The organism is Rossellomorea aquimaris (assembly GCF_020172085.1).
Lineage (GTDB): Bacteria > Bacillota > Bacilli > Bacillales > Bacillaceae_B > Rossellomorea > Rossellomorea aquimaris_E.
In genome coordinates this window covers 912,810-937,590 of sequence record NZ_JAIVAT010000007.1, presented here as the reverse complement: position 1 = coordinate 937,590, position 24,781 = coordinate 912,810, and the positions used below count along the sequence as shown (strand labels likewise).

The window sequence follows — 24,781 nt, the reverse complement described above, 5'->3', positions numbered from 1 at the left end:
GTTGACTTTGACTTTCTTTGACCTTACAAACTTAGTATACTTTGACCTTTTTTGACTTTCAAGATTTTTGCTTATGGGAATTTTTTCATTTCAAGGCACTTTGTTAATTGAAATTACTATGTATGAACATGTGAAATAGTGTCCATTCCAGACCCAAACAAAAAAGCTGGCTTTTACGCCAACTTTCTCGATTAATACCAGTGCTCCCAGTTGTCTTTATAACAACCATGCTTCTTTTTATGGCAGGTACATTTTTTAATTTTCTTCAATTCGTCTAGAATATCTTCCAGAAGTTCTTTGATGTCATCCAAATCATTTTTGCAATTTTGCTTGTGTGTTTTGCAGCAACCATATTTGTTCATATGTTGTCTCACCACCTTTTCAAGCATTGGAAGAACATTCATCATGTTACCAACAGCCCCCAGGTTTCCAAGTGAACCAAGCACATCAACAGATCCCTTTCCTTGAGAATCCTCTTTAAATAATGAACTTAATTTATCCTTTACCGACTCAAAGTCCAATTTACTGCCATCTTCTTTTGTGTATTGACCGATTAAATCCATCATTTCTTCCAACGGATTATTTTTTTCACTCATTGATTTCCCCTCCCTCTCTTCGCAAATGTCAATGTAAAACTCGTAAATCAATGTACTAACGGTTAGTAGAATCAAATGCAATCAAAAATATCAAACTCACTTTAAGAATGACTGACACACAACCAATAGCACCCTGCTTATCCAGTGAATGCAAAGCACTTTTACATGTTTATCATATGTTTAGATTGCTAGTTTCGATTGATACTATCGTCTATTTACTAGTAAAAAGGGCATTCTTGAAATAAAAAAATGCTAGACCCTTTTTTCAGGTCTAGCATTTTCCTCTTTGAAAAGAGAAAGAATCTTCCTTACCGCATAAACTTATATCAATTCACGGTTCCAATGACGATGAGCAGCTACGGCTGCTGTGAACTCATCGGCAAATGATTTCATATCCTCTCCCGTTACGACTCCTGAACCGGTGACACCAGCGTCTTTCAACCAGTTCACCCCTTCATGTGTTGCGCCGATCGGTTTGTAGTGAGAATAGGCTTCTTTCACAAAGTATGTCGTATCTTGATAGAATTTTTTATCTACATCCTCTCCGCCTGCCACGTAAAGGCTATCAAATAACACGGATTCACATGTTAAGAATGTATGGTCAACTTCAAGCTCTGTACCATTATTCCCTTTACGAAAGCCAAGCTTATCACTGATAATTTCAGGTTGGATCCCCTCTTCCTTAAGGGAAGTAAGAACCATCTTCACTTCTTCACCCTTAAAACCGTTTCCAATGATGACACCTACTTTGCGGGTAGCGGGTTTCTTAATCGTATTTTCCTGACTTAAGGCTGGAGATGACTTCGTTACCTTTGACCCTTCTCCTTCAGGTACTTCTATATCAATTGCTTCGGCAAACCCTTTCGCCAGGTCCATGCTTACATGTGCAAACATATCAACGACCTGCTTCTGGACTGATTTGCTCTTCACTTTACCGAGTTCAAAGCTAAAGGCTTGAATGATATGTTCTTTCTCTGGTTCACTCATGCTATTCCAGAACATGGTCGCTTGTGAGAAATGATCCTTGAAGCTTTCACTCCTGGCACGGACCTTGCGTCCTTCCATTTTCTCCTGGTAGTGAGTATATCCCCCTTCTCCTTTAGAAGCAGGTGCTGGAGAATTGTGAGCAAGAGAGTTGTTATGATAGCTCACTTGACCTTTATTGATCGTGTGGCGTCCGTATCCGTCCCTTTGGTTATTGTGGAAAGGGCACACCGGTCTATTAATTGGGAGCTCGTGGAAGTTTGGCCCGCCAAGGCGGATCAATTGTGTATCGGTATAGGAAAATAAGCGGCCTTGTAATAACGGATCATTTGAAAAGTCGATTCCCGGCACCACAGAGCCTGGATGGAAAGCGGCCTGCTCCGTTTCGGCAAAGACGTTATCGACATTGCGGTTAAGGGTCATTTTCCCGACAATCTTCACTGGGACTTCCTCTTCCGGCCATAGCTTGGTAGGATCGAGTAAATCAAAGTCAAAATGAAATTCATCTTCTTCCTTAATGAGTTGCACGCCAAGTTCATATTCCGGATAGTCCCCATTTTCAATGGACTCATATAGGTCACGGCGATGAAAATCAGGATCCTTTCCGTTGATCTTCTGGGCTTCATCCCATACGAGGGAATGAGTTCCCAGTACCGGCTTCCAGTGGAATTTCACAAAATGGGCTCTTCCATCTTCATTTACGAGACGGAATGTATGGACACCGAATCCTTCCATCATTCTAAGGCTCCGAGGAATAGCACGATCGGACATGGCCCACATGACCATATGTGCAGATTCCTGATTGTTCGCTACAAAGTCCCAGAACGTATCGTGGGCAGAAGCAGCCTGGGGCATTTCATTGTGCGGTTCCGGTTTCACCGCGTGGATCAGGTCCGGAAATTTGATGGCATCCTGAATGAAGAAAACAGGGATATTATTTCCGACAAGGTCATAATTACCTTCTTCGGTATAAAATTTGGTTGCAAATCCTCGTGCATCACGTACGGTTTCAGCAGAACCCTTCGATCCCGCTACAGTGGAAAAACGGACAAATACAGGTGTCTTCTTTGATGTATCCTGCAGGAATTTGGCACGTGTATATTCTTTCATAGAATCATAGAGTTCGAACTCCCCATGTGCCGCGAATCCCCGTGCATGAACGATCCGCTCAGGAATCCGTTCATGGTCGAAGTGAGTCATTTTCTCTCGGAAATGGAAATCCTCCATCAACGTAGGTCCTCTTTCTCCCGCTTTCAAAGAGAATTCATCCTCTGATACTTTCAACCCTTGATTGGTTGTTAGATGCTTTCCTTCATCTTCAACCCTGAACTGTTCAAGCTGTTTATCCTTCGTCTTTCCGTTCACTTGCGTACGATGATCGTCTGCCATTCTTTCATCCCTCTCTGTGATTATTGAAGTTTACTATGTAAAACATTCTGCTTCACTAGTACCCTTATTGCTTTGTTATAAACATATATTGGACAGTTTGGGATGGAGTGGATGAAATGGTTGTAACCAGGTCCATTAAACACCATTCTAATGCTGAATGGACTCACACCGGTCCATGCCGTTCAAAATTTTTTCAAACCCTCTTTACGAACGTAACATTGTTCTGTTACACTATCTCTAAAGTAACGTAACAATGTTTTGTTACGAAAAAGAGGTGACCCCTCATTGGAAACAGACCTTATTTCAAAGAAGGAAGTATTAGAGCTGACCGGTATATCATATGGACAGCTGTACCGCTGGAAACGAAAGAATATCATCCCTGAAAGCTGGTTCATCAAGAAATCGAGCTACACCGGTCAGGAAACGTTTTTCCCAAGGGAAAAGATGCTTGCGAGAATTGACACGATTAAAGAGATGAAAGATGGCTATTCACTTGATGAGCTCTCGGATTTTTTTTCACCCAATCCGACGAAGATTGAAATCCAGGAAGAAGAATTACGCTCACATAACATTCTTTCAGAACAGACGATGAACCTCTGCACATCACTAGTACCGGTTAAAAACGCAATTGAATTCGGTGACATCCTAAATATGATGATTATTGAGAAGGCAAGAAAATTACAGGTACCACAAGAAGATCAGAAAACCTTATTTCTTTTTCTTCATGAGAAGTTTACTCCACTGAAAGAATCTTCCCTTGAGCTCATTGGTATCCGTAAAGGAACTTCGTATGTATGGCTGCTCCTTCCCCTCCCTTCAGATTTTCTGGTGGATCATATGGCTCAAGTTGTGTTGAGATTCGATTTACAACAAATGACGGAAGAATTGAAGATCACATTAACGAATACGAAAGGGATATGACATCCCTAAAATTGGAGGAAAAATGAATGAATACAGTGGAAAAGAAAAAGCTGCATGATTTGAAGATCAGCGGGTCAGGAACGTCAGGCGGCGGACAATTTGATGAAGTCAAGATCAGTGGAAGCGGTAAGATTGCAGGAGATGTTGATTGCCGTGAGATGAAGATTTCAGGATCTGGAACCGTTGCAGGAGATGTTAAAGCAGGTGTCATTAAAACAAGCGGTTCCTCCGCCATTGAAGGAGATACAAAAGCAGAAACGATTACAACGAGCGGAAGTTCTAAGTACAACGGCTCCGTAATGGCGGCTGAAATGAACATTAGTGGTTCAAGTAAAGTGGCCAGGGATCTGATTATTGAAAAATTCAAGGTCAGCGGTTCGTGCAAGGTAGGTGGAAAGATCCAGGGCGGAACAGTCAAAGCAAGCGGAGCATTAAAGGTGGAACAGGATTGTGAAGTCGAAACCTTTTCTTCTTCGGGCTCTGTCCATATCGACGGACTGTTGAATGCCGACAACGTTCAAATAGAGATCAATCACGAATCATTCATTAAAGAGATTGGTGGCGAAACGATTTCGGTGACTCACCATAACTCGAACAGGCTGTTCAAGCAAGTGGTCAACTTCTTTCTGCAAAAGGAAGATATCTTATCTTCAGAATTGATTGAAGGCGATGAAGTTCACCTTGAAAACACGAAAGCGAAGCTCGTTCGTGGTAAAAATGTTGTGATCAAGGAGAATTGTGACATTGATACGATCGAATACTCAGGCACTGTCGATGTACACAAGGATAGCCGGATCGGAAAAAAAGTGAAAATCTAACCTTTGAATTGTGACAGGGCGGGGTCCTTCCCTCCCTGTTTCTTTCATCCCCTTCCCCCTTTACACACATTCGTATCCCTTTAACTGAAAATTCATATTTTTATTCTGAATGTTCTGCTATATTAATAGGTATATAGTACAATCATACGAGAAATCTGGAGGCACATATGAAACGTTTGACCGAGCACTTGATTGTCATCTCATTCGATTGTTTATCTGCTTTGGATTACCCCATATTAAAGGACCTTCCCCACTTCCAGGAACTTCTTGCACGAGGATCCTTTTGCAGGCATGTCAAAACCATCTATCCATCTGTGACATATCCTTGTCACGCAACCCTTGTCACCGGTAAATACCCTAATCGCCATGGTGTTGTGAATAATACTCTCTTACAGCCTGGGAGGGATTCCCCTGACTGGCACTGGCACCGAAAATCGGTTAAGGGTACCACCTTGTATGATGAAGCGAGGAAAGCCAATATGACCACCGCTGCCCTGTTATGGCCGGTGACAGCGAAGGCGGATATTGATTACAACATGCCCGAAATCTTTGCCAATCGTCCTTGGCATAATCAAATCCTTGTTTCCCTTTTGAATGGCACCCCACTTTATCAATTGCAAATGAATCGCCTCTTTGGCCACATCCGGAAGGGATTGGATCAGCCCGAACTGGATGATTTCGTTCTGGAATCGACGATCGAAACGATTAAAAGGAAACCTGACCTATTGCTTGTCCATTTTACAGACCTTGATACGCAACGTCACTACCATGGATTCGCTTCAGAGGAAGCACATGCAGCCCTCCGTCGACATGATGAGCGATTAGGAAGAATCATAAAGGCTTTACAGGATAACGGTCTCTATGACAAATCGACCATCGTCGCCCTTGGAGATCATAGTGCCTTGGATGAATCAAAGGCTGTTCAACTCAATACCCTTCTAAAGGAAAAGGGATTGATCACAGTAACGGACCGGGGAAAGGTGACCGACTGGAAAGCCTATTGCAAAGGATGTGATGGCTCTGCCTACGTCTACACGAAAGATCCTGCAACTGTACAAGAAGTAAAGTCCCTTTTGTCCAAGCTGCAACAGGACCCTTCCAATGGAATCGAATTCATTCTCACCGGTGAAGAAGCCGCTGCAAAAGGGGCAGATGGGCAATGTTCCTTTATGCTGGAAGCACGACCCGGCTTTTACTTTAAAGATGTGCTGGACGGATCCTTCATTCATTCGGTTACGAAGGAAGATGTGAAGAATAAGCGTTATACGTATGGATCTCACGGATATTCTCCAGAAAAGGCAGACTACTCCACGATCTTTATGGCTGCCGGAAGAGGGATACGCTCGAACGTCGAAATCCCTTCTATGCGTCTCATCGATGAAGGGCCGACATTTGCAAGACTTCTCGGCCTTACCTTGGAAGATACCGATGGAGAACCGATTGAAGCATTGCTGAACATATAAAGAAGATTCTGTTTCCTTAGGGGGAAAAACAATGAAGCGATTTTCGAAAGAAGAAAGCAGCTGGATATTTTACGATTGGGCGAATTCTGCGTATTCCATTATCATTTCTACCGCCGTCTTTCCACTTTTTTATAAAGCTGCCGCGACAAACGCCGGGGTTAGCGCTGCGGATTCAACGGCCTATTTAGGATATACCATTGCCATTGCCACCTTCATTCTTGCCATGATTGGTCCCATACTCGGAACCATCGCCGATTATGAAGGATACAAAAAGAAATTCTTTTCTTTCTTCTTTGCGTTAGGGGTGACCTTCACTGCCCTCCTCGCATTTGTTCCAAGTGATCAATGGCTGCTCTTGTTGATCTTTTATACAGTGGCAGCCGTCGGTTCCGCAGGCTCGAACGTCTTCTACGATGCCTTTTTGACCGACGTGACGACGGAAGAACGAATGAACCGGGTATCGTCACGGGGATTTGGATTTGGATATATCGGAAGTACGATTCCATTCATCATCAGTATCGCCATCATCATCTTATCCCAGAATGGAATCCTTCCCTTCTCTGTAACCGTTGCAAGCAAGATTGCCTTTGTGATCACAGCATTATGGTGGGGGCTATTCACCATTCCCCTCATAAAAAATGTCCACCAGCGTTACTTTATCCAACGTGAAGAGAACGCTGTGGCTCGCAGCTTTAAACGACTTGGAAAAACGATGAAAGAAATCAGGAAATACCGCGCACTCTTCTTATTCCTGCTGGCTTATTTCTTTTATATTGACGGGGTTGGCACGATCATTACCATGTCCACGGCATACGGCTCGGACCTTGGTATCACTTCCACCAATCTTTTGATCATTCTTTTTGTGACCCAGGTGGTGGCCGGGCCATTCGCGATTCTATATGGAAGGCTGGCCGAAAGATTCACAGGCAAAAAGATGTTGTATGTAGGAATCTGCGTGTATATCATTGTGTGTATTTACGCCTATTTCTTAGAAACGACCATGGACTTCTGGATTCTTGCCATGCTTGTCGCTTCTTCTCAAGGAGGAATACAGGCACTTAGCAGGGCCTATTTCGCCAAACTGATACCAAAGAAAAATGCAAACGAATTCTTTGGGTTCTATAATATTTTCGGGAAGTTTGCTTCGATCCTCGGTCCACTGCTCGTCGCTGTCACCGCTCAAGTGACAGGTGCATCCAACAGTGGTGTTTTCAGTCTTGTCATCCTCTTTATCATTGGAATCGTGGTACTCGCCTTCGTTCCCGAGCCAAAAGGGAATGAAGTGGAGAAGTCTGCGATTGTGTAAATGTAAAAAGTTTCAGGGACATCATTATATGAACCAACTTTAAAGGCGAACCATCTGGGATCACGTGTTTCACCGCTGTTGATTTCCGTGCAAGACTTCGCTTTCCTCGGGCGGAAGGCGAGCCTCCTCACAGCTTTCGCTCCTGCGGGGACTCACCTATTCCGCTTTTCCCGTAGGAGTCTTCGTCTTGCACTCCAATCAACAGCTAGATCCAGCTAAATAAACAGTCTTTACTTTTAAAAAAACAAGAAAAAATCCGAACGAGATTTTCTTCCAATCACTCGTTCGGATTTTTCTTTTGCTGAAACCCTTTTGTCCCTGCTTCTTTCCATTTCTTTCTGATTCTTAGAACGTATGGGCTGCATCTTTCGCACGAGAAATGGCATTTTGCTTGATTTCGTCGGCTTTGTCCGGCATGGCAGCATGTCCTTCCACAAATACGCCTTCAAAGGAAGGGACTCCGAAAAACTGCATGATGATACTCAAATACCGATGCCCCATTTCCATCCCTGCTGCCGGTCCTTCAGAATATATACCGCCCCGGGCCTGGATATGGATGGCTTTCTTGTCCGTCAATAATCCAACCGGTCCCTGCTCTGTATACTTGAACGATTTCCCTGCTACTGCAACGGAATCAATATATGCTTTCATCACCGGCGGGAATGAAAAATTCCAGAATGGAGTGACAAATACATACTTGTCTGCTGCTATGAACTGATCTGATAATTCATTCAGGCGTCTCACTTTCATTTGTTCTTCAGACGAAAGCTCCTCAAATCCCTTACCTGATTGAAGCTTCCCCCAACCGCTGAACACATCTGCATCAATATGTGGGATATGTTCCTGATACAAATCGAGGTGAATCACTTGGTCTCCTGGGTTCACTTCCTTATATGTATCCATGAATGCTTTTGCAACCGCCATGCTATACGACTGTGTATCATCATGGGGATGTGCGGTTATATATAATACTTGTGCCATCATCATCCATCCTTTGCTTCTATTTATAGACAATCGTATTTTGTGAAGATATGGATGGAATTATCCTCATTTACAGATAAAAAAAATGCTGCCTGTTTAGGGCAGCGTTTTGGGAAATGCCTTACTCTTCTTCACCAGGCACTTCAAAAGGGTTTCCCCCGATATTTTTTCTCATTTCGTCTGTTAGTTCGAATGGAGTGTTCTCTTGTGCTTCCCCTGTTGCGAAATGGTGACTGCCATCAAAGTGAAATGGTTTACCTTCCAATATCGACACCTCCGTTTTACTGTAGTATGGCCATTATGTACGGGTCCATTCCATTTTTCCCTAGCTCTTAAGAACAGACCTTTTACCCAGTAGTATTTTCTTAATTATAATATGCTTCACTTCCAGAAGATATCCTTTTTTCCCATTTTGTACTGATATTCTTTGTTCTCCAGTACTGTCACTTGTTCTTGGGAGGCAGCCGCTACTCTTTTCGTCTCATCCACTAGATGCTGGATGAGACCATGACACTGCTTTGCCCCTTTGACAAGAAGAGGAACACCGATCGAGTCGATCCCCAATTCACGGGAGAAAAAGCCTCCAGCAGTCATGAGTGGCGGAACCGTTGGTGATGTGTTGGAAATCACGATCTTTTCGTTTTGCCCGTACCTCTCAAGCAGGATGTAGCTTAAATCTGTCATAGCAGGGACAACATATTTTGAATTCCTGCGCCCAATCGTGAACACTGGATTTCCTTCTTCATCCTTACCATGATAAAAAATGCGTCCCCTATCCTTTTTTTTAAGCTGGTTAAAGAATGGGACAGAAAGGATGTCTTCATTAGACAGAATTCCCGGTTTCAAAATATGTAAATGATACGCTGCAGCCATAGATGTGGTATGTGTTCCGCCAAAATCGTTATAGATATAAATCAATATGATCATCCTTAGAAGAGTCTGTATTCTTCAGTATGGGCTTAATGATCATGGTGTATCCTCACCGGATGGATTTCAATAAAAAAACCTGCTTAATGAAGGCTAAGCAGGTTTCCGTTTGGTGATATCAACCGCCGCCAGGTGCAGCTCCTGCAGCAGGTGCCGCTGTCCGCTGACCAAGCTCTTGATCGAGTACCAATACAGCAGCAGGATTGTCCCCGGCCATTTTCAACCGATCGACTATCGTTTGTGCCTGAGCTTCTTCATCGATTTGTTCTCTCAAGAATTCCTGGATGATCACCGCAGTCTGTTGATCATTTTGGGCCGCATACTGATAAGCCTGTTGATAGGAATTCGTCACAAATCGCTCATGCTCAAGCACCTTTTGAAAGGTTTCCAGAGGGGTTCCATATTCCTTCGGTTGAGCGGGAAGCTGTTGAAGGTCTACCAGGCCTCCCCTGTCCGTCATATAGTCGATCAGCTTCAGCATATGAGTGCGCTCTTCCTCTGACTGGATCCTCAGCCACTTCGCCATCCCCGTATAATTCTGATTCGCCATATAGGCGGACATGGCCAGATATAAGGTAGTCGACACATGCTCGATTTGAATCAGATTATTCACCAGTTTTTGAATTTGATCATTCAGCATACCTGTCCTCCTCAAAATGTACTGACCATTTATTTTATTGTGTGGATAAGAGAAATATGATGGATAAAAAAAACAGAACCATCTACATCTGATGATTCTGCTTTCTCTCTAAGTAGCGCTTTTGTTTTCTTCTTATCACAAATTCTTCAAATGTACCGGAACCGCACACGACTCCAAGTACAATGAACACCAATCCGATCAGATGATAGGTCGTCACAGACTCACCGAGGAATATGGATGCTCCGACAAGGGAGAAGAATGTATTGAGATTCAGGAAAATCGATGTTTCCGCAGCACCGATTTTTCCAATGGAATGGTTGTATATCATATGTCCCACAGCTGTCGCCAAAATGGCCGAGGCAAAGAACAATACCCATATCGAAACAGATGCATTTCCTAATTGTCTCAGCCCACCTGGTTCTGTGAACAAACTAATGACAAACAGAACGACGGAGCCGAACACAAGCATATACCCCGTCAGCAACCGTGGATCCAAGGTTCTCGCAGCACGACTTATAACGATGAAGCTCAAAGCCTGAGAAAAAATAGAAACAAAAATGAAAAGGTCTCCCATCTTCAATCCGCCTATTCCTTCACCTCCAGACAATACGATGATTGCCACTCCGATCCCTCCGGAAAGGAACCCAAGGATCTTGATCACGGTCGGACGATTCCTTAGGATGATCGTAGCCATCAAAGCCGTTAAGAGCGGTCCCGTTCCGAGGATCAATCCTCCATTAGTAGACGACGTCCCCGTTAGCCCGACTGATAAAAAATAATGGTGACTGACCACATTCAACAGCCCTCCGCTAATGATGAACAAAAGTTCTTTAGGTGTCGGCTTCCTGACCTTCCCCATCACACCAAGGATAATAAACACGGAAACGCCTGCAGTGAAAATACGGAGTGAGGTGATCGTAACAGGTGTGAATTCACTCACCAACGTTTTTAATGCAGGTACATTGAAGCCCCATATCAACATGATCAACACAAGAATCATATACGTTTGCCATTTTTTCAAAGCTTCCTGCGCCTTCTTTCTATTTCAATTATTTCATCCCATCATAGCACCACCTATCCTTCACTGCCAGAGAAAGAAATCCAGATTTGGAAATACAGATCGGCTAAGTGAAATCTCCACATTCTTCTCATACCTGGACTATGCTATAGTAAAGGTCGAAAGGGGTTTGATAATAATGACAAATCAACCATTGCCACCAAAGACATGTACGATTGAACGCCTTGTCACCAAAGCGGAAGACGTCGAAAAGGTGCTTCAAGGAAAGAAAACGGCGACCCGCCGTAATGGAAGATACGCGGATATCGGGGAAATCATGGAGCTTCAGGGGAAGAAATACATAGTGGAAAATGTCTATTCACAATCACTCGGCGAACTGACGAATGAACACGCCAGTCAAGAAGGGTTTCAAACAGTGGAGGAATATAAAAACACCATCCTTTCCTACCATCCGGGAATGCCTTGGCACCCCGACATGAAAGTATGGGTCCATGAATTCAGCTTAGTGACTGAATAGAGAGCATATCATGGAGCATCTACTATACAGAACACTGATCTACCTTCACGTCATCAGTGTCGTGGCCTCCATAGGGCCCTTTTTCATATTATTGCCGATGATGAGGAAGATCCGTTTCGCTTCAGAGTCCATCCTCCCAACCTATCTGGACACGTTCCGTATCACCGTGCAGCTTTCCAAGCATTCAGGGCATGTCCTTGTAGGAACGGGCATTCTTCTGGTACTACTCGGACCATGGACATGGACAACACCGTGGATCATCATGACACTCGTCATCATGTTCTGCTCCCTGTTCTTTCTTGCACGGGCATTCTCGCCGACCCTGCGGAAATTCGGAGAGGATCATGCGGATCGGGAACGGCTGGTGAGAAAATTACACCGGACCGTTTGGATTTATCTCTTCCTGCTTTTGGCTATGCTGTGGTTCATGGTCGTCAAGCCTGGGATGTGGGCGTAAAGTGGTACGTGTACCAGGTACAATGACTGATGTTTGTACCTGGTACACGTTTTTTACTGTGGAATGGCGATGAAAATCATTTACCCCCATCTGTATTAAACCATTCTTTCCTCACCATTTGGGCCACTTTGGACTTTTATCGTTCCACTTTTCACTAAAATTGTGCCACTTTAGAAAGTTATTGGGCCACTTCTGGATAAATTTGTGCCAAATTGTGAACACGGCACTGTCTTAAAGCCAATATACCCTATTACATTTCCTTCCCCCTCCTCTTCTCATCCCCTTGTACAAATATCCGAACTCTTTTATTCTAGTAATAATAGAATTTTCTAAAAAAGGAGACCATGTTGAAACAGTTCTCGCTTCAGTCCAAAATCATCGTGATCGTATTAACACTTCTTTCCATTTTAATTTTATCTCTATCGATCATCTTTTTTCGGATGTTATCAGGTACTTTGACGGATTTGAAAGGAAAGCAAGCCCTTGCAGTGGCACAATCTGTTTCAAAAATGCCCGCTGTCATCGAAGCTTTTCGTACAAACCAGCCGGAAGATATCATCCAGCCCCTTGTCGAAGATATTCGAAAGGAAACCGGTGCAACCTTCATTGTCGTCGGCAATAAAGACTCTGTCCGGTACTCCCACCCCTTGCCTGAACGGCTCGGCAAAAAAATGGTGGGTGGTGATAATGACCGGGCATTAATACAGGGGGAATCCTACGTTTCTCACGCAACCGGATCATTGGGACCTTCAGTCAGGGGAAAGGTACCCATCAGAAACGCTCAAGGGGACATCATCGGAGTGGTGTCTGTCGGATTCCTCGAAGATAATATCCACGACATTGTCATACCATATCGGACGAAGGTATTGACACTCGTCGCCGGTATCCTGTTAATCGGGATCATCGGTTCATTTTTCATAGGAAAAGGTATCAAGAAAGCGATCTTCGGGTTGGAGCCCGCCGAGATAGCCATGCAGTTCAAGGAAAAACGGGCAATCATCGAATCGGTCCGTGAAGGGATCATCGCCATCGATCAACATGGATTGATCACTGAAATCAATGCGAATGCACATAGGATCCTCGCATTGAATTATCAACATTCCAACAGGGGCAGACATATTTTGGACGTCATCCCCGATACGAAGATGATGGATGTGCTGAAAACGAGAGAAAGTCAGCTGGATGATGAGATTTCATTGAATCATCATGACCTTATTGTGAACAGACTGCCTATTATGGAAAAAGAAAAGATTGTAGGCGTGGTTGCCAGTTTTAGAAGAAAAGATGAAATGGATCAGCTTTCCAAAGAACTCTCCCAGGTTCAGGAATACTCAAGCATCTTACGCTCCCAGACACATGAGTATCGTAATAAATTGAACACAATCGCAGGCCTGATTCAACTTCATCACCACGAAGAAGCATTGACTCTCATTCAAGAGGAATCATCCGGATATGAGGATCTGATTCAATTTTTATTGAAAGCAGTTCCTGATCCGGTCCTTGCCGGCCTTATCATTGGAAAATATAATCGTTCTCAGGAACTTAAGGTGTCTTTCTCGATTCACCCTGATAGCTCGATCACCACACCGCTTTCGGATGTCCAGCGGGAAAAATTGATCACGATCATCGGGAATCTTCTAGATAATGCCTTTGAAGAATTACTTTCCCTGCCGAAACATAACAGGCAGGTTCAAATGTTCATGACTGATCTCGGGAATGATTACCTTTTTGAAATAGAAGATAGCGGTGCAGGAATCCAGAATATAGAATCAATATTTAAGAAGGGGTACTCCACTAAGCATGGCAAAGACAGGGGAATCGGCCTTCACCTCGTACAAAAAAGCGTGGAACATTTGAATGGATATTTAACAGTGGAGAAGAGTGAACTGGGTGGAGCCTTATTTACGGTCAGTATTCCAAAGCGATAGTAAGGGGGAAGCACATTGCGTAAGTGGAACGTATTTATTATAGAGGATGACATTCAAACAGCTGAAATCACCAGTCAGTATATCGCTCAATTGGAACGATTCCAGGTGGGTGGGATCGCCACCACGATAACTGAAGCAAAAAAAGTATTACATGTCGTAAAGCCGGACTTGATCCTCCTCGACGTGTATTTTCCCGACGGAACCGGTAGTGAGTTTTTATGGGAGATCAGAAAAAACCACCGAAACACAGATGTCATTCTGGTTACTGCAGCCAAGGAGACGGAGCATATTTCCAATGCGATCCGTGGCGGTGCATTCGATTATATACTAAAACCGATTATCTTTAACCGGTTTGAAGACACCCTGCTAAAATATCAACAGTATAAAGAGAGAATGAATCATTCTCAAGTGGAAAATCAACATGAAGTGGATAGACTTTTTAATAGAAAGAAAGCTACCGGAACCATCCAGACCATCCAACCGCCTCCGAAAGGCATTGATACCCTTACATTGGAATCCATTCTCAAGAGCATCAGAACGGGAGATGACCGGGGATATACAGCAGAAGAAATGGCTGGAGAAGTCGGCGTTACCCGCACAACCGCCAGACGGTACTTGGAATACCTTGTATCACAAAAGAAAATCATCGTAGAACTGACCTATGGAGGTGTCGGCAGACCTCAACGAAGGTACTTCTTTCAGGAATAGAAAAAAAGCAGTGTGTCGACACACTGCTTTTTCCATGATCAAGCCTCTTTCTTTAACTCCTTGTACTCAGCGGGCTTTCCTTTTTTCCTTAATCCTACAACAGTCGGAAGAACCAGGGAGAGGAATGAAACAACCAGTAACCCGATGGTGATATTGCTTTGAAAAAATACACTGTATGAACCGTTTGAAATCGTCATCGCCTGCCGGAATGATTGCTCCATCATCCCACCCAATATAAACGCAAGAATAAATGGCGGTGCAGGAAACTTGAACATTTTCAATAAATAGCCCAGCACACCGAACCCGACAAGAAGGTATAAATGAAATGTGTTAAAGCTGACGGCATACACCCCGATTAGGCAGAACACGATAATCAAGGCAATTAACAGTTGTTTAGGAATATATAGGATTTTCGCCAATATTGGTATGAGTGGAAGGTTTAGAACTAAAAGAAAGAGATTCCCTATATACATACTGGCGATGACTCCCCAGAAAACATCCGGGTGATCCTGCAGCATCAATGGTCCCGGCTGCACCCCTACAACCAATAAGGCTCCAAGTAGGACAGCAGTGGTTCCCGATCCCGGTATCCCTAATGTCAATAAAGGAACAAAGGCGCCGCTTGTTGCGGCATTATTAGACGTTTCAGGAGCAGCAAGCCCTTTAATATTTCCCTTTCCGAATGAAGATGGATCTTTGGATAAACGCTTCTCTGAAATATAGGATAAAAAGGATGCGATCGTTGCACCTGCTCCAGGAAGTACCCCGAGAATAAAGCCAAGGACAGAATGGCGGCTGATCGGACCTGCCATTTCTTTCAACTCATGCTTCTCCAGCTTTAAGCTACCAACTGCCTCCTTCCCCTTTAACGAATTTTCATTCCTTGAAATGATGAGCTGACACACTTCCGAAAGAGCAAATAGCCCCAGTGCGATGATGAGAAAATCGATGCCCTCCAATAAACCAGGGTTTCCGAACGTAAATCGCTGCGTTCCCGTTTGCTGATCGATCCCCACTGTCGCGATCATCAAGCCAATTGTCGCAGAGATCAGTGCTTTATTCGTCGATCCCTCAGATAAGCTCGAAATCGCAGTCAGTCCCAACAGCATGAGGGCGAAATACTCTGTTGGACCGAATGTGATGGCAAGCTTCGCCATATAAGGGGCAACGAGCATGAGGGCCACGACACTGATCGTTCCTCCTGCGAATGAAGAGATCGCGGCAATGGCGAGAGCCTTGCCTGCTTTCCCCTGCTTCGCCATGGGATATCCGTCAAACGCAGTCGCCACCGTTCCCGATATCCCGGGGGCATTTAATAGAATCGAAGATGTGGAACCGCCAAAAACGGCACCGTAATACACTCCCGCCATCAGAATCAATGCCGATGCGGGAGACATTCCATAACTGAGTGGGATCATGATCGCAATGGCACTGATTGGACCTAACCCTGGCAGCATGCCAATGATGGTGCCTGCTAAAACACCGATAAATGCGAAAAACAGGTTCTCGGGTGTGAAGGCTACTTGAAACCCGTATAAGATACTTTCAATCATGCTGGTCACCTCCTAAAAGGGTAGAATCCCCTGTGGTAAAGTAATATTGAGTAAATAGGTAAATGAGTAATACATGATTCCTGAAAAGAGAAAGGCGACTAATACAGTAGTCACTTTCTTCTTGAACCCCAGGACAAATGGGATCACTAACAGAAACAGAATCGTAGATAATAAAAATCCAATTGGTTCTAATAAATAGATATAGATGAGCAGCGCTCCAAGCACCGATAATAAAATGATGACATCTTCTTTTTTAACATATCGCCTTTTCTTATCTTCATCGGTATCATCTTTTGCCTGAAAAAATAGGACAAGTGCTAATACAATCAGCAGGTATCCCAGCCCTTTTGGAAGCACGTCGCTATCTATGATGGCATAGGGAAATGCAGGAAGCTGATAACTTAGAGCTAAATAGATCCCTGAAAATACTAATAAAATAATTGATATGATGCGATCTGGTTTGGTTCTCATATGATTCACTCCAATCAAGAAAGGAGGGAACAGAGAAATCTGCTCCCAACACCTCTATTTTTTCAAGCCGATTTCCTCCATCAATGCTTCGATTTCCTTGTATTCTTTATCCAGGAAATCACTGAACTCTTCAGAAGACATATAGTTATCCGTCCAGCCAAACTTGTCCCGCATTTCCTTCCATTGATCCGTTTCGATCATTTCCTTGAACGCATTTTCATAATAGGCGACGGCATCAGGATCCATATCCTTTGGTCCCAGGAAACCGCGCCACACAACAAATTCATCGTCGATCCCTTGTTCTCTCAACGTAGGGAAATCTGATACGGTATCCCCTTCCAGGCGTTCTGGTGCTGTGATAGCCAGAACTTTCACCTTGCCGGCACGTGCTTGTTCAGAAGCTTCTGCAAGTCCTGTGGAATAGACATCTACTTTTCCGCCAAGGAGCATACTCATACCTGAACCGTCCTGTGCGGAAACATATTTCAATTTTTTCACATCCACTCCTGCTGCTTTAACGGCCTTAACGAATTGCATATGATCCATGCTTCCAGGTGAAGAAACACCAACGATTGAAACAGATGTCGGATCCTTCTTTAATGCATCCACAAGATCATTCATCGTATCGTATGGAGAATCGGCATCTACAACAAAAGCCCCGTAGTCAGCAATCACCCCCGCTATTGGAGTAAAATCTTTATGCGATAATGTAGACTGCCCATTAAGTGGTACAAAGAAGATTGGCGGAGATGTCACGAACATTGTATGATTATCCCCTTTTTTGCTATCAATATAGGACCAGCCGACAGATCCACCACCACCAGGCTTATTGACCACAGCCATACGTTGGTCAATGATTTTCTGTTCTTCCATCACCTTTGATACGGTTCTGGCCGTTGTATCCCAGCCTCCGCCAGCGCCTGCCGGAGCCACGACTTCAATCGGCTTTGAGGGTGCCCACTTCCCATCCGTTTCAGTATTACTGGCAGAATCCGAGCTTCCGCATGCAGTGGTTGCGACTAATAATCCTGATAAAATAAGAGCCAATACACCGTTTTTCTTTTTCATTCATTTTCTCCCCCTTTGAATATTTTTGATAACGCTTTCATTATAGAAAATTCCGAAACTTAATAGAATAAATTGAAAATAAACGTCAAAAGAAAACTTTTGTGTATTTTGTTCATAAAGTTCACGTGAGAAATGCTTTTCCTTGTGATCCTGTGAAACTTTATATCCCCTTTAAGGAAAATCCACATATGATGTAGCAATTCCTCTTTTTTGAGAAAGGTGAGACTGACATTGAATTTACCATTGAGTATGCATAGTCGGGTGCACGGAGGTGGAGGTCACGCCAGTTGGGGCCATGGCCATGGGCATGCCTCCTGGGGACACGGAGGAAATTGGAATAATGGCTGGAACTGGGGGCATCACGGTGGATACCCATTCGCTGCAGGTGCTGTGACAGGCCTGGCCGTCGGAGCTGCGGCATCACCGGGACCCTATCCGGTACCAGTACCGTATCCATATCCCTACCCGTACCCTTATCCACCGCCTTACCCGCAATATTAATCAACGAAAAAATCCCCGGCTCTTAAAATGGAGTCGGGGATTTTTCATGTTATGTGAGTTCTTGATAATAGATCAGCTTGTTTCCAAACGGATCGATTATTTGAAATTCTTTTGTTTTCCAAGGGGTATGTTCTATTGCTGGTTTTGCGAACCGGTAATTCTTTCTTAAAATGCCTGTTAGAAACTCTTCTATCCCTTCTACTTCCATTCTAATGGCTGCACCCGGACTGCAATCTCCATGATGTTCTGAAAGATGAAGAATGCTATTTCCCTTTGACACCTGCATGTAAAGAGGGAAAGATGTTTCAAATGCATGCTCCCAATCAAGAGTGTATTCAAGGATATCCATGTAAAATTCTTTTGCCTTTTCAATATCAAATATTCTCAAGATCGGAATCGTTTTATGAAATTGAATTTCTTCTCTCAATCCTGCTCCTCCTTTATCATTCATTCTCCTCCATGTCACTTTCTCTATTAACCACGAATTTCCTCTAAAGGATAAAGAAAAAGGATCTTTAAAATGTTGGAAGTTTATAAATCTATTATTTGTGGTACTATAGATTAGTTAGTATTTCGTTCATAGATTATACAAGGAGGAACTAATATGGATTTCTTATTTCCACTTGGACTTGCCATTTCGACAGATGCAATCATTGCCCTTTTAAAAATCATAGCCATCGACGTCATTTTGTCTGGAGATAATGCAATCGTCATTGCCATGGCGACAAGAAGATTACCAAAAGACCTCCAAAACAAAGCGATATTCTGGGGTACGGCTGGAGCTGTCATCCTGCGAATTTTATTTGCTGCCGTTATTGTTTATTTATTGCAAATTCCATTTGTGCATCTTATCGGAGGCATCCTTCTTCTATGGATTGCCTATCAGGTACTCGTTGAAGATGAAGAAGATGCCAATATCAAATCGCATACCGGACTTAGACAGGCCATCATGACCATCATCGTTGCCGATGCCGCTATGAGTCTTGATAATGTCGTTGCTGTGGCCGGTGCCGCGCATGGACATATCGGCATGATCGCCCTTGGCGTATTCATCTCGATTCCGATCATGATATTCGGATCAAAAGCCATTGTAAAAATCCTCGAAAAATATCGCTGGATTGCATACCTTGGAGCAGGGATCCTTGCCTACACAGCAGGAGAAATGATCGTGTCAGATGAGAAATTCTTAAACCTGGTAAATATAGAGCATGGAGCAATCACCACCATCATTACCATTGGGTTGACGGTCCTGATCTTGCTCTTAGGTTACTTTGCCAACAAGCGTAATGAATCAAGTCACAGTAAGAATGTTGAACAGTATAACGCATAAAACCAGTAAAGATGCTTACCTCGGTAAGCATCTTTTTTCATGAGGACTTGTTTTGAGGGACGGACCTCTAGTTTCACTACTAAACTCTTGATATAAAAGGATTCATCCACAAAAACAGAGGTCCGTCCCTCTATTTCATCATCTCTTTAACGAGTTGTTTGTTTTTGGTTTTGAAGACTTCGTTATGGGAGGATACCATGGCGGAGCTTTCTGCTTCTGGTTGTATATATTGTTTGGCTTTATTGACGGCGTTTGCGGCGTCTTGGAACGCTCCTGCAATGAGGTTAACTTTCCCATCGTGTTTTAATATATCTCCTGCTGCATATAGTCCGTTGATGGACGACTCACTGTTTGAAGTCCCTGCAATGTAGTACTGATCGATCATTTCAATTCCCAATGAGCTGTTCTTCAGCAGTTCTGTATCGATTTCATAGCCATGATTGATAATGACTTCATCAATGGATAAATGCGATACATCACCTGTTTGATGATTGGTCAACTCGACCCCGTCAATAGTCTGGTGATCGTTGGCTGCAATGAGCTTGGTGATTGAGGTATTGAACAGACAGGTGGCGGAGCTGTTCATTAGCTGGGCACACTGCGCTTCATGACCGTTAAGGGCATCTTTCCGATATGTCACGTACACCTTCCTCGCCACGGGTTCCAATTCATTGGCCCAGTCGACCGCCGAATTTCCCCCACCTGAAATCACAACGGTTTTATCCTTGAAACTTCTCAATGACTTGACGGTATAATGCAAATTCGTAACCTCAAACCGTTTTGCCCCTTCGATATCAAGTTTTTGAGGGGTAATGATGCCACTTCCGACGGCAACGATCACCGTTTTTGTATAGTGCTTCTGCCCTGACGAGCCTTTCAATATGAATACTCCATCTTCCTGACGTGTAATGGTCTCAACTTTTTCATTTAAAACAACTGTAGGATCGAAGGTTAAACCTTGTTGAACAAGCTGGTGAATTAGCTGAGCACCCGGTATTGGAGTAAGTCCACCGACATCCCAAATCATTTTTTCGGGATAAACATGGATTTTACCACCCAATGCTGGCTGATACTCAATAATCTTTGTTTTCATTTCCCTTAGACCACTATAAAAAGCCGAGTAAAGACCTGCCGGGCCGCCTCCTATGACTGTAACATCAAATACATCTTGATGATCCATTTTCGTTCACTCCTCACACAACCTCATTCTAATTGATTATCATTCTCAATTAAATCCTACCTCTTTTTCACTAGTTTGACAACCAAATTTTCTATTGACTTTAAGAAAAAAGGATTATAGTATTGAAATTGTTCGAGAATGAGAATCATTATCAACTTATCTTTTACTAAACGGAGGGCATAAAATGGTTCGCCTCTATACAGATGAATTAAACATTGGATACGGAGACCGATTGATTGTGAAGGATCTCAGCGTCGACATTCCGGACGGAAAGATCACCACCATCATTGGGTCCAACGGGTGTGGCAAGTCCACCTTGCTGAAAGCGATTACCCGCATCATCCCCCACCACTCCGGCAATGTTGTGCTGGATGGGGAAGTCATTTCGAAAGGAAACACGAAAGAGCTGGCCAAAAAGTTGGCGATCCTTCCCCAAACACCTGAAAGTGCCAGCGGTCTGACCGTTGGGGAATTAGTGTCTTATGGGCGCTTCCCCCATCAAAAAGGAATCGGTCGATTGACAAAAAAAGATTATGATGTCATCAACTGGTCGCTTGATGTAACGGGAACCCAAGAATTCAAATACAGGGAAGTGGATGCATTATCAGGTGGTCAGCGACAACGGGTGTGGATTGCCATGGCACTCGCTCAGGAAACGGACATTATCTTCCTCGATGAACCTACTACATACTTAGACATGGCTCACCAGCTCGAAGTATTGGAACTATTGCAGACGCTCAATCGAGAACAGAACCGTACAATCGTCATGGTCCTTCACGATTTGAATCAGGCAGCCCGTTTTGCCGATTATATTGTAGCGTTAAAGGAGGGTGAAATCGTAAAATCGGGTACATGTGAGGAAGTCATCACCCATGATGTATTGAAAAAAGTATTCCAGATAGATGCCGAGATTGGAAGAGATCCTCGAACAAATAAGCCAATGTGTATGACATATAACTTACTAAAAGGAGAAAATAAATATGAAAAAATGGATGATCCCGTTCACTATTCTGCTGTTGCTACTCGTTAGTGCATGCAGCAACAGCTCTACATCAAAAGAAGGTTCAGAAGAAAAAGAAAAAGCATCAGATACCATTACCTATCAATCAGAAAATGGTCCCGTTGAAGTACCGGCCGATCCACAGCGTGTCGTCGTTCTATCTTCATTTGCCGGAAACGTGATGGCACTCGATGTAAATCTCGTCGGTGTGGATTCCTGGTCCAAGATGAATCCTCGCTGGGATAAGGAACTCGAAGGGGTTGAAGAAGTAACCGACGAAAATCTGGAAAAAATCATCGAACTCGATCCCGATTTAATCATTGGATTATCCAATATCAAAAATGTCGATAAGTTAAATGAAATCGCCCCTACGGTTACATACACTTATGGAAAAGTAGACTATTTAACTCAACACATCGAAATTGGGAAACTATTAAACAAAGAAAAAGAAGCTCAACAATGGGTCGATGATTTCAAAAAGCGTGCCCAAACTGCCGGTGATGATATTAAAGCCAAAATCGGGGAAGATGCAACCGTTTCCGTCATTGAAAGCTTTAATAAGCAGTTATACGTATACGGAAACAATTGGGGTCGCGGTACAGAAATCCTTTATCAAGAAATGGATTTGAATATGCCTGAAAAAGTAAAAGAACAAGCTTTGGAACCTGGATACTTCGCCCTTTCCACTGAGGTGATGCCCGAGTTTGCGGGAGACTATTTGATCTTAAGTAAAGATCCTAAAGCAGATAACTCCTTTATGGAAACCGAAACGTACAAAAACATTCCTGCAGTGAAGAACAACCAGGTATTTGAAGTGAATATGATGGAATTTTATTTTAACGATCCTCTTACTTTGGATTATCAGTTGGACTTCTTCAAAGAGAAATTTCTAGGCAATTAATTCTTACAGGGGGAATTCTTATGATGAGAATTCCCCTTTTCACTATTCTATAAAGAAAAGATGATGGATGATGACCACTCAAAATCAACGATTTCCATTTTTTTATAAATTGATCGGTGCAACCCTCCTATTTGGAGCTGCCTTTTTGGTTTCTGTTACATTTGGAGCTGCAGAGACAACGGTGATGGATGTGTTGCATGCCTTGACTTTCTCGGCTGAAGGAGACAAAATCACTATCCTTCAAGAAATCCGCTTCCCCAGGGAAGTAGCTGCCATCGTGGTCGGGGCATCCCTGGCCGTATCAGGCGCCATCATGCAGGGCATGACGCGTAATCCCCTGGCCGATCCTGGTTTACTGGGCTTAACCGCAGGAGCGAATGCTTCCTTGGCAATCGCTCTCGCATTCATCCCCTCCATCAGCTATTACGGAATCATGATTGCCTGCTTTATAGGTGCCGCCGCCGGAGCCCTTATGGTATTTGGGATCAGTTCCATGAAAAGAGGCGGTTTTTCCCCCTTTAGAATCGTACTGGCGGGAGCTGCAGTATCTGCCTTTTTATTTGCCATAGCAGAAGGAATCGGTTTATTTTTCAAGTTATCGAAAGATGTCTCTATGTGGACTGCAGGTGGAATGATCGGAACGACCTGGTCTCAGCTGCACGTGATCGTTCCGTTTATAATGATCGGTATTTTGGTAGCTTTATTTTTCTCCAGACAGCTGACGATCTTGAGTTTGAACGAGGAAGTGGCGGTAGGCTTGGGACAGCGTACGGCATTTGTCAAAACGGTTCTTTTCATCGTGATCGTCCTCCTTGCAGGTGCCGCCGTTTCCCTTGTCGGGAATATGGTGTTCATCGGATTGATGATTCCCCATATGGTCCGGGCAGTCGTTGGGACGGATTATCGGTTCATCATTCCCGTCTCCTCCCTGTTTGGTGCTTCATTCATGCTTCTAGCAGACACACTGGGACGCACGATCAATGCTCCATATGAAACACCTGTGGCAGCGATCGTTTCGATGCTGGGGCTGCCCTTCTTCCTGTTCATCGTTCATAAAGGAGGGAAAGGTTTCTCATGATACATCCGGATTTGATTAAAAAACAGCGTATGCTTCTTATCGCTTTACTTATACTTATTGGGGCAACGGCCGTTATCAGCATTGGAATGGGCTATTCTTCCGTTTCATTTAGCAGGGTCATCCCTACTCTATTAGGTGAAGGATCATTTAAGGAAGAATTCATCCTCTTTTCCATCCGATTACCGAGGATCATCATCACGATTCTTGCAGGTATGGCCCTTGCCTTATCCGGTTCCATCCTCCAGGGGATGACACGGAATGATCTGGCTGATCCCGGTATCATCGGTATCAACTCGGGAGCTGGGGCAGCGATTGCCGTCTTCTTTTTGTTCTTCCCTATCGATGCGGGTTCATTTGCCTATCTGCTTCCGATTGTTGCTTTCGCGGGGGCACTCGTTACAGCCTGCTTGATTTACTTATTTTCATACAGCAGGAGAAATGGGATCCAGCCCGTTCGGCTGGTTTTAGTCGGAGTGGGATTCTCCATGGCGTTGTCAGGGCTCATGATCATCCTGATCTCCAGCGCCGAACGTGCAAAAGTTGATTTCATCGCCAAGTGGCTCGCGGGGAATATATGGGGTGCCGATTGGCCGTTTATCTGGGCCATCCTCCCTTGGCTTATCATTTTGATCCCTTTTGCCCTTTATAAATCACAGATGCTTAATCTATTGGGATTGAGTGAGCCCGTTTCGATTGGGGTAGGGGTCTCCATAAACCGTGAGCGATTCACGATGCTGATTGTAGCAGTCGCTTTGGCCGCCTCTGCCGTTTCAGTCACAGGAGGCATCGCCTTCATCGGCTTAATGGCCCCTCATATGGCGAAAGCAATGGTGGGACCACGGAATCAACTGTTCATCCCGATCGCCATCTTACTAGGCGGATGGCTCCTGCTCCTTGCAGACACCATAGGGCGAAACATCCTCCAACCCGACGGAATCCCAGCCGGCATCATGATCGCCCTCATCGGCGCCCCCTACTTCATGTACCTGTTACTGAAGAAGTAGTGGAGGGACGGACCTCGATTTTCAAGGAAGAATGTGATGTTG

26 protein-coding genes are annotated in these 24,781 nt (G+C 44.0%); 14 read left to right on the top strand and 12 right to left on the bottom strand.

Annotation, left to right across the window (positions count from 1 at the left end; translation table 11 throughout):
• Window positions 1-191 precede the first annotated feature (191 nt).
• Both LCL96_RS17460 and LCL96_RS17455 read right to left on the bottom strand, forming a co-directional pair.
• Window positions 192-596 (bottom strand): hypothetical protein, encoded by a 405-nt coding sequence (locus LCL96_RS17460; RefSeq protein ID WP_224943324.1) that lies wholly within the window; start codon window positions 594-596, stop codon window positions 192-194.
• Window positions 597-917: 321 nt separating this feature from the next.
• A complete protein-coding gene (locus LCL96_RS17455; RefSeq protein WP_224943321.1) occupies window positions 918-2,969 on the bottom strand; it encodes a catalase in 2,052 nt (683 codons plus the stop codon).
• Between the two features lie 285 nt (window positions 2,970-3,254).
• Here LCL96_RS17455 and LCL96_RS17450 point away from each other — a divergent pair, with 285 nt between their 5' ends.
• From LCL96_RS17450 to LCL96_RS17435, 4 genes are all read left to right on the top strand, one after another.
• Window positions 3,255-3,890, top strand: coding sequence for a DUF4004 family protein (locus LCL96_RS17450; protein WP_224943318.1), 636 nt, complete (start codon window positions 3,255-3,257; stop codon window positions 3,888-3,890).
• Window positions 3,891-3,916: 26 nt separating this feature from the next.
• Entirely contained in the window at window positions 3,917-4,708 is a 792-nt protein-coding gene (locus LCL96_RS17445; protein WP_224943315.1) for a polymer-forming cytoskeletal protein, read from the top strand.
• A gap of 167 nt (window positions 4,709-4,875) precedes the next feature.
• Window positions 4,876-6,171, top strand: a complete 1,296-nt coding sequence (locus LCL96_RS17440; RefSeq protein ID WP_224943313.1) for an ectonucleotide pyrophosphatase/phosphodiesterase — start codon at window positions 4,876-4,878, stop codon at window positions 6,169-6,171.
• A 31-nt stretch (window positions 6,172-6,202) separates the two neighbouring features.
• Entirely contained in the window at window positions 6,203-7,477 is a 1,275-nt protein-coding gene (locus LCL96_RS17435) for an MFS transporter (protein WP_224943310.1), read from the top strand.
• Window positions 7,478-7,822: 345 nt separating this feature from the next.
• Here LCL96_RS17435 and LCL96_RS17430 read toward each other — a convergent pair whose 3' ends face one another.
• The 5 genes from LCL96_RS17430 to LCL96_RS17410 all read right to left on the bottom strand — a co-directional run bounded on the left by LCL96_RS17430 (window position 7,823) and on the right by LCL96_RS17410 (window position 11,046).
• The gene (locus LCL96_RS17430; protein ID WP_224943307.1) at window positions 7,823-8,458 is read right to left on the bottom strand and encodes an FMN-dependent NADH-azoreductase; all 636 of its coding nucleotides are present in this window, start codon (window positions 8,456-8,458) and stop codon (window positions 7,823-7,825) included.
• Window positions 8,459-8,579: 121 nt separating this feature from the next.
• A complete protein-coding gene (locus tag LCL96_RS17425) occupies window positions 8,580-8,723 on the bottom strand; it encodes a hypothetical protein (RefSeq protein ID WP_224943304.1) in 144 nt (47 codons plus the stop codon).
• Between the two features lie 116 nt (window positions 8,724-8,839).
• The gene (locus tag LCL96_RS17420) at window positions 8,840-9,376 is read right to left on the bottom strand and encodes a DUF3189 family protein (protein ID WP_224943301.1); all 537 of its coding nucleotides are present in this window, start codon (window positions 9,374-9,376) and stop codon (window positions 8,840-8,842) included.
• Between the two features lie 127 nt (window positions 9,377-9,503).
• Window positions 9,504-10,022, bottom strand: coding sequence for a ferritin (locus LCL96_RS17415; protein ID WP_224943557.1), 519 nt, complete (start codon window positions 10,020-10,022; stop codon window positions 9,504-9,506).
• Window positions 10,023-10,107: 85 nt separating this feature from the next.
• The gene (locus LCL96_RS17410) at window positions 10,108-11,046 is read right to left on the bottom strand and encodes a DMT family transporter (RefSeq protein WP_224943299.1); all 939 of its coding nucleotides are present in this window, start codon (window positions 11,044-11,046) and stop codon (window positions 10,108-10,110) included.
• A gap of 175 nt (window positions 11,047-11,221) precedes the next feature.
• Here LCL96_RS17410 and LCL96_RS17405 point away from each other — a divergent pair, with 175 nt between their 5' ends.
• The 4 genes from LCL96_RS17405 to LCL96_RS17390 all read left to right on the top strand — a co-directional run bounded on the left by LCL96_RS17405 (window position 11,222) and on the right by LCL96_RS17390 (window position 14,653).
• Window positions 11,222-11,560, top strand: a complete 339-nt coding sequence (locus tag LCL96_RS17405; RefSeq protein ID WP_224943298.1) for an ASCH domain-containing protein — start codon at window positions 11,222-11,224, stop codon at window positions 11,558-11,560.
• A gap of 10 nt (window positions 11,561-11,570) precedes the next feature.
• Window positions 11,571-12,017, top strand: a complete 447-nt coding sequence (locus tag LCL96_RS17400) for a hypothetical protein (RefSeq protein ID WP_224943297.1) — start codon at window positions 11,571-11,573, stop codon at window positions 12,015-12,017.
• Between the two features lie 344 nt (window positions 12,018-12,361).
• Window positions 12,362-13,945, top strand: a complete 1,584-nt coding sequence (locus tag LCL96_RS17395; protein ID WP_224943296.1) for a sensor histidine kinase — start codon at window positions 12,362-12,364, stop codon at window positions 13,943-13,945.
• A gap of 15 nt (window positions 13,946-13,960) precedes the next feature.
• On the top strand, window positions 13,961-14,653 hold the full coding sequence (locus LCL96_RS17390; RefSeq protein ID WP_224943295.1) for a response regulator: 693 nt from the start codon (window positions 13,961-13,963) through the stop codon (window positions 14,651-14,653).
• A 38-nt stretch (window positions 14,654-14,691) separates the two neighbouring features.
• On the opposite strand, the gene LCL96_RS17385 is transcribed toward LCL96_RS17390, so the two are convergent.
• From LCL96_RS17385 to LCL96_RS17375, 3 genes are read right to left on the bottom strand one after another with little or no spacing between them, the layout of a single operon-like run.
• Complete coding sequence (locus tag LCL96_RS17385) at window positions 14,692-16,206, bottom strand: tripartite tricarboxylate transporter permease (protein WP_224943294.1); 1,515 nt, start codon at window positions 16,204-16,206, stop codon at window positions 14,692-14,694.
• 12 nt (window positions 16,207-16,218) lie between these two features.
• Window positions 16,219-16,677 carry a tripartite tricarboxylate transporter TctB family protein gene (locus LCL96_RS17380; RefSeq protein WP_224943293.1) on the bottom strand — a complete coding sequence of 153 codons (459 nt, stop codon included), beginning with the start codon at window positions 16,675-16,677 and terminating at the stop codon, window positions 16,219-16,221.
• 54 nt (window positions 16,678-16,731) lie between these two features.
• On the bottom strand, window positions 16,732-17,745 hold the full coding sequence (locus LCL96_RS17375; protein ID WP_224943291.1) for a tripartite tricarboxylate transporter substrate binding protein: 1,014 nt from the start codon (window positions 17,743-17,745) through the stop codon (window positions 16,732-16,734).
• A gap of 231 nt (window positions 17,746-17,976) precedes the next feature.
• Between LCL96_RS17375 and LCL96_RS17370 the strand changes: the two genes are divergently transcribed.
• Window positions 17,977-18,246: a hypothetical protein gene (locus LCL96_RS17370; protein ID WP_224943287.1), complete on the top strand. Its 270-nt coding sequence runs from the start codon at window positions 17,977-17,979 to the stop codon at window positions 18,244-18,246.
• Between the two features lie 49 nt (window positions 18,247-18,295).
• Here the strand turns inward: LCL96_RS17370 and LCL96_RS17365 are convergent, their stop codons facing one another.
• Complete coding sequence (locus LCL96_RS17365) at window positions 18,296-18,673, bottom strand: glyoxalase superfamily protein (protein WP_224943284.1); 378 nt, start codon at window positions 18,671-18,673, stop codon at window positions 18,296-18,298.
• Window positions 18,674-18,850: 177 nt separating this feature from the next.
• On the opposite strand from LCL96_RS17365, the gene LCL96_RS17360 reads away from it, so the two are divergent.
• The gene (locus LCL96_RS17360) at window positions 18,851-19,576 is read left to right on the top strand and encodes a TerC family protein (protein ID WP_224943281.1); all 726 of its coding nucleotides are present in this window, start codon (window positions 18,851-18,853) and stop codon (window positions 19,574-19,576) included.
• A 130-nt stretch (window positions 19,577-19,706) separates the two neighbouring features.
• Here the strand turns inward: LCL96_RS17360 and LCL96_RS17355 are convergent, their stop codons facing one another.
• Window positions 19,707-20,756, bottom strand: a complete 1,050-nt coding sequence (locus LCL96_RS17355; RefSeq protein WP_224943278.1) for an NAD(P)/FAD-dependent oxidoreductase — start codon at window positions 20,754-20,756, stop codon at window positions 19,707-19,709.
• 184 nt (window positions 20,757-20,940) lie between these two features.
• Here LCL96_RS17355 and LCL96_RS17350 point away from each other — a divergent pair, with 184 nt between their 5' ends.
• From LCL96_RS17350 to LCL96_RS17335, 4 genes are all read left to right on the top strand, one after another.
• Complete coding sequence (locus LCL96_RS17350) at window positions 20,941-21,786, top strand: ABC transporter ATP-binding protein (RefSeq protein ID WP_224943275.1); 846 nt, start codon at window positions 20,941-20,943, stop codon at window positions 21,784-21,786.
• On the top strand, window positions 21,737-22,657 hold the full coding sequence (locus LCL96_RS17345; RefSeq protein ID WP_224943273.1) for an iron-hydroxamate ABC transporter substrate-binding protein: 921 nt from the start codon (window positions 21,737-21,739) through the stop codon (window positions 22,655-22,657). The genes LCL96_RS17350 and LCL96_RS17345 overlap by 50 nt, the downstream gene beginning before the upstream one ends.
• 70 nt (window positions 22,658-22,727) lie before the next feature.
• The gene (locus LCL96_RS17340) at window positions 22,728-23,735 is read left to right on the top strand and encodes a FecCD family ABC transporter permease (RefSeq protein ID WP_224943554.1); all 1,008 of its coding nucleotides are present in this window, start codon (window positions 22,728-22,730) and stop codon (window positions 23,733-23,735) included.
• Window positions 23,732-24,739 (top strand): FecCD family ABC transporter permease, encoded by a 1,008-nt coding sequence (locus tag LCL96_RS17335; protein ID WP_224943263.1) that lies wholly within the window; start codon window positions 23,732-23,734, stop codon window positions 24,737-24,739. The genes LCL96_RS17340 and LCL96_RS17335 overlap by 4 nt, the downstream gene beginning before the upstream one ends.
• Window positions 24,740-24,781 lie beyond the last annotated feature (42 nt).

Bases quoted from the DNA above. Each gene is read 5' to 3' on its own strand.
- LCL96_RS17460 (WP_224943324.1), bottom strand. From the start codon at position 596: ATGAGTGAAAAAAATAATCCGTTGGAAGAAATGATGGATTTAATCGGT.
- LCL96_RS17455 (WP_224943321.1), bottom strand. From the start codon at position 2,969: ATGGCAGACGATCATCGTACGCAAGTGAACGGAAAGACGAAGGATAAA.
- LCL96_RS17445 (WP_224943315.1), top strand. From the start codon at position 3,917: ATGAATACAGTGGAAAAGAAAAAGCTGCATGATTTGAAGATCAGCGGG.
- LCL96_RS17440 (WP_224943313.1), top strand. From the start codon at position 4,876: ATGAAACGTTTGACCGAGCACTTGATTGTCATCTCATTCGATTGTTTA.
- LCL96_RS17435 (WP_224943310.1), top strand. From the start codon at position 6,203: ATGAAGCGATTTTCGAAAGAAGAAAGCAGCTGGATATTTTACGATTGG.
- LCL96_RS17430 (WP_224943307.1), bottom strand. From the start codon at position 8,458: ATGGCACAAGTATTATATATAACCGCACATCCCCATGATGATACACAG.
- LCL96_RS17405 (WP_224943298.1), top strand. From the start codon at position 11,222: ATGACAAATCAACCATTGCCACCAAAGACATGTACGATTGAACGCCTT.
- LCL96_RS17400 (WP_224943297.1), top strand. From the start codon at position 11,571: ATGGAGCATCTACTATACAGAACACTGATCTACCTTCACGTCATCAGT.
- LCL96_RS17395 (WP_224943296.1), top strand. From the start codon at position 12,362: ATGTTGAAACAGTTCTCGCTTCAGTCCAAAATCATCGTGATCGTATTA.
- LCL96_RS17385 (WP_224943294.1), bottom strand. From the start codon at position 16,206: ATGATTGAAAGTATCTTATACGGGTTTCAAGTAGCCTTCACACCCGAG.
- LCL96_RS17380 (WP_224943293.1), bottom strand. From the start codon at position 16,677: ATGAGAACCAAACCAGATCGCATCATATCAATTATTTTATTAGTATTT.
- LCL96_RS17375 (WP_224943291.1), bottom strand. From the start codon at position 17,745: ATGAAAAAGAAAAACGGTGTATTGGCTCTTATTTTATCAGGATTATTA.
- LCL96_RS17360 (WP_224943281.1), top strand. From the start codon at position 18,851: ATGGATTTCTTATTTCCACTTGGACTTGCCATTTCGACAGATGCAATC.
- LCL96_RS17355 (WP_224943278.1), bottom strand. From the start codon at position 20,756: ATGGATCATCAAGATGTATTTGATGTTACAGTCATAGGAGGCGGCCCG.
- LCL96_RS17350 (WP_224943275.1), top strand. From the start codon at position 20,941: ATGGTTCGCCTCTATACAGATGAATTAAACATTGGATACGGAGACCGA.
- LCL96_RS17345 (WP_224943273.1), top strand. From the start codon at position 21,737: ATGAAAAAATGGATGATCCCGTTCACTATTCTGCTGTTGCTACTCGTT.
- LCL96_RS17340 (WP_224943554.1), top strand. From the start codon at position 22,728: ATGACCACTCAAAATCAACGATTTCCATTTTTTTATAAATTGATCGGT.
- LCL96_RS17335 (WP_224943263.1), top strand. From the start codon at position 23,732: ATGATACATCCGGATTTGATTAAAAAACAGCGTATGCTTCTTATCGCT.